Source organism: Ohessyouella blattaphilus, assembly GCF_024721265.1.
Classification (GTDB): domain Bacteria; phylum Bacillota; class Clostridia; order Lachnospirales; family Lachnospiraceae; genus Aequitasia; species Aequitasia blattaphilus_A.
The window spans coordinates 1-3,700 of the sequence record NZ_JAMXOC010000053.1 but is presented as its reverse complement, the minus strand read 5'-3'; the positions used below and the strand labels follow the sequence as shown (position 1 = coordinate 3,700).

The 3,700-nt window shown below is 35.1% G+C and carries 8 protein-coding genes; 6 read left to right on the top strand and 2 right to left on the bottom strand.

All coding sequences use genetic code 11. The features are described from left to right. From NHH16_RS15140 to NHH16_RS15115, 6 genes are all read left to right on the top strand, one after another. Positions 1–198 (top strand): hypothetical protein (locus tag NHH16_RS15140; protein WP_262070429.1); only part of this gene is annotated, 198 nt, incomplete at its 5' end. A gap of 13 nt (positions 199–211) precedes the next feature. Next, complete coding sequence (locus NHH16_RS15135) at positions 212–637, top strand: hypothetical protein (protein WP_262070428.1); 426 nt, start codon at positions 212–214, stop codon at positions 635–637. 58 nt (positions 638–695) lie between these two features. Beyond that, on the top strand, positions 696–1,247 hold the full coding sequence (locus NHH16_RS15130; protein ID WP_262070427.1) for a hypothetical protein: 552 nt from the start codon (positions 696–698) through the stop codon (positions 1,245–1,247). A gap of 61 nt (positions 1,248–1,308) precedes the next feature. Further along, positions 1,309–1,524 carry a hypothetical protein gene (locus tag NHH16_RS15125; RefSeq protein WP_262070426.1) on the top strand — a complete coding sequence of 72 codons (216 nt, stop codon included), beginning with the start codon at positions 1,309–1,311 and terminating at the stop codon, positions 1,522–1,524. Between the two features lie 121 nt (positions 1,525–1,645). Then, positions 1,646–1,912, top strand: coding sequence for an immunity 53 family protein (locus tag NHH16_RS15120; protein ID WP_262070425.1), 267 nt, complete (start codon positions 1,646–1,648; stop codon positions 1,910–1,912). A gap of 144 nt (positions 1,913–2,056) precedes the next feature. After that, positions 2,057–2,764 (top strand): ABC transporter ATP-binding protein, encoded by a 708-nt coding sequence (locus NHH16_RS15115; RefSeq protein WP_262070424.1) that lies wholly within the window; start codon positions 2,057–2,059, stop codon positions 2,762–2,764. A gap of 140 nt (positions 2,765–2,904) precedes the next feature. On the opposite strand, the gene NHH16_RS15110 is transcribed toward NHH16_RS15115, so the two are convergent. Then, positions 2,905–3,114 (bottom strand): helix-turn-helix domain-containing protein, encoded by a 210-nt coding sequence (locus NHH16_RS15110; RefSeq protein WP_262070423.1) that lies wholly within the window; start codon positions 3,112–3,114, stop codon positions 2,905–2,907. Positions 3,115–3,139: 25 nt separating this feature from the next. Then, positions 3,140–3,700, bottom strand: a 561-nt coding sequence (locus NHH16_RS15105; RefSeq protein WP_262070422.1) for a hypothetical protein, incomplete at its 5' end; no start/stop codon positions are given.

Sequence of the window (3,700 nt, the reverse complement as noted above, 5' to 3'; positions counted from 1 at the left end):
GTAGAAGATAATATACTTGTGCCGTGGATGTATATAAAAGACTTGAGAATAAGAAAAGGTATCATCTCCTATAGCATGAAAATCATTACAGATACTGAAAAATTAGAGTTTTTTTTCAGCAAATTCGTGGTCGGAAACGATTGGATAAAAGAAAACATTAAATATTTACAAAGCATAAATTTCCACTATAACAAGTAGCGAAAGGGAGGATATGTTTTATATCTTTTTTATTACTTTTTTGGTAGTTGCAGTCGTGATTATATGGCGCACATGGTCTCGCTACACCTATTATTCCGGCGGGAATTATAAAAATGGTGGACAAGATGTTATCTTGTGGTGCTCCAAATCAAAAGATGAAATAGTCGAGAACCTATTTCAAAAGAATGATAAGGATACGCTATATTATGATTTGATTTGTTATAATGAAGTATATTATTTGAAAATTAGAGGGATTAAGCGGTTACAGAAGGAAAGTCCATATGAAACTATTTTTCGTATGGACTACCTTTCGCGAGAAAACGGCACTTACATAATATTGAAACGAACACAAATAATTTATTCAACGGCATTTGAAGCAGAGCTATATGAATTTTTTGTAAAAAAGCTAAATTGTATAGCTAAAAAGGAAGTTTCATAAATATTTTTTGGCTCCTATAATTTATTTCATAGACCATCAAATTGGCAGATATTCTTTTGTGCTTGAAAGGACGGTTAAGACAGTAGTTAACACCGTTAAGAGTGCGGCTAGTTGGGTATCGAATGCTATCCGTAATCCAAAGCAAACAATTAATAATGTGAAACAGGCGGCTTACAACGGTTATCAGAAGGAAGCTTCGGCAACATCCACCTTTATCAGTAGTGCTGGGAATGCACTGCGGAATACCCAGAGAGCTTTTATTTCTTTCACCTCCTACGTGACTCACAGAACTGCAGAGATTAAGGACACAGTAGTACGTGAGTTATGTACAACAGCAAACGGGATTAGTGATGCTCTGGGTAAAGTGGATTGGAAATCAGTTGGCAAGGTTGCTGTCGGTGGACTTATAATTGCTGGGCTTGGAGTTGCAATTGTACTAACAGGTGGAGCTGGCGCAGCTACGTTGACGGCAGCATTCGGAGGTTCTTCATTACTAAGCAATCTACTTGTCAAAAATGGTGTAGACAACCTGATTGATACTACTGTTAGTGCTGTAAACGATGTGGCTCACGGTAGAGATGTAACACTTGGATCACTAGTTACTTACTGATTTTGCGCTCGGAACGATAACCTCCGGCGGAAGTACGGAGAAAGCATCTGGAACCAGTGGTGTGATGGATAATGCTTTCAGTGGTACAAATACAGGAAGAGCAAAGAACAGTATTAAACCTGTTGAAAATGCAGTTGGAGATCATAGCGTATTTAAGGAAGGTTCTAACACTGGTAAAGTAATAAATTATAAAATATATGAGGTGAATCCTCAAAATCCATCAGTCTTCCAAGAGGTAGAGGGATATGAGGGGGGGCGCCGTATCAAAATCCGGTAACAGGAGATGATCTAATGCCACACGTACATGATAAGAATGTACCAGGTAAGGGAGCCACAGGATTGGGAGATACCAAAATAGAATTAGAATTGGAGATAAAATGAGTTATTTAGAATGACTAATGCAATGGTTTGAAAATAATTGTGATGGTGAGTGGGAACACTATAATCAAGTCCAGATATATACTTTGGATAATCCAGGATGGGGACTGAAAATTGATTTATTGGATACGGATGTAGAAGGTAAGGAGTTCGAGACAATACAAGAATACACTAACGAGAAAGAGTGGATTGTTTGTAGTAAGAAAGAAGGATTGTTCAAAGGGGGAGGCGATAGCAAAAAGCTCGAGGAAATAATTAAGATTTTTAAGGATTGGGTTGAAAGTTAAGAATACGTGACAATTTACTTCAGATTAGTTTCAGAAGAGCCGGAATATGAGTTTATCGCTACTACAGATGTGGAATTTAGAGCGGAGTTTTCTAAATAGGAATTTGGAATACGATATCAAGAGGTAGAATAGAAGGGTCGCAGGTTGACTGGTTTCAAATATGAAAGAATAAAAGAAATTTTTGCCATTCCACTGCAAAGTAATGGCACGCTTAAAATTGAATCTATCGAAACGATAGAGTTTAACAATTTATATGTAATGCGAGATAAACATTATGTCTTGAACGGTTTTTCATACATATTTAAGAAAGGCTATTCCTATTGTATTGCAGGTGATAATGGTTCAGGTAAAACAACGTTATTGGAGGCTGTAATTGGTCTTTATAGTGACTGCCAACAAGGAACAATAAATATAAATGGATTTAGATTAGATGAAATTGATATGGAATATCTACGGCTAGAGAAAATATCCTTTTTAGAACAAACACCAAAATTGTTGAATGGGTCAGTTGATGACAATATTCTTGTTGCACCTACTCAGTCGTATAAAAATCTAATGGAGAAGTTAAAAATGATTGGCGATGAAAAAACAGTTGAATATTTAAAGTTGACTGATAAAAACACTGAAAAAAGTGGTTTTTCAGGTGGTGAGACTCAAAAACTGGCATTAGGCAGAGCATTAGCTAAAAATGCAGATTTGTATATTTTTGACGAAGGTAATTCTGCGCTTGATGAGGATGGGCAAAAGTTTTTTATATCGTGTGTTCGTAAATTGAAAAAAAACTCAATTGTCATAATTGTAAGCCATGATAATAAAATTCTAGATTCTTGTGATCGTGCTATATATTTATAGGGATTTGTGGCAGAAAGGTGAGGGATATGAGAATGTAAAGTTGTTTATCTTTGGGATTGCGCCAGTATTCCAGGTTGCGGAGTCATTAACAAAAGGTAATAATCCAGCTAAAGGTAGGGTCTCCCATCAACCATTAGTGTTTACATGTCTGAAACATATTCGATAATATCACCCGGCTGACAATCCAACGCTTTGCAAATATTATTTAATGTAGAAAAACGAATTGCTTTTGCTCTGCCATTTTTTAGATTTGAAAGATTGACATAATTAATACCAACTTTTTCTGCCAATTCATTCAATTTCATTTTTCTATCAGCCATAACACGGTCTAATCTTAATATTAATGCCATAATTTTTACTCCATTTAAATATACGTTACACTGTGGATTCGTAGTCTTCTTGGATTCTTAGACCATATCCAACTAGATAAGCTGAAATTAGCAAAATGATTCCTAGCAGTAAGAACTTTCCGTCTAATAAGGAAAAATCATTATAGGCCAATATTTCAAAAGACATGTTTTTAAATCCGTTGAGTTGAGGGGTGATTAAAGATGAAATAAAGAAAATTATACTCTCACAGTACATAATGATGGTTACTGTTCTTGAGAAGGGTTTTTTGCTTCGCCAAGTAACAATTAATCCAAAGAATACCACAGAGAGACATAAATAGAAGATTACATTTTTAAAATAGTCGTAGGCATAGGGTTTATTTAGGATATCGTCTTTAAAGAAGTCTCTAATCAGAGTTAGTGAAGAGAGTAAACATATACCAGTAAATATAATGCCTAAAATCAAAACAAATTTAAAAAATCTCGAAAACTCAATTTTCTCATCTTCGTCAAATATTATTCTCATTAGTTTTTCCTCCTCAAAAAGTGATAATAGTCTCTCGGAATCTCTAGCCCTCTGTTTACAAGGCTTGTAGATTCCTTTTTT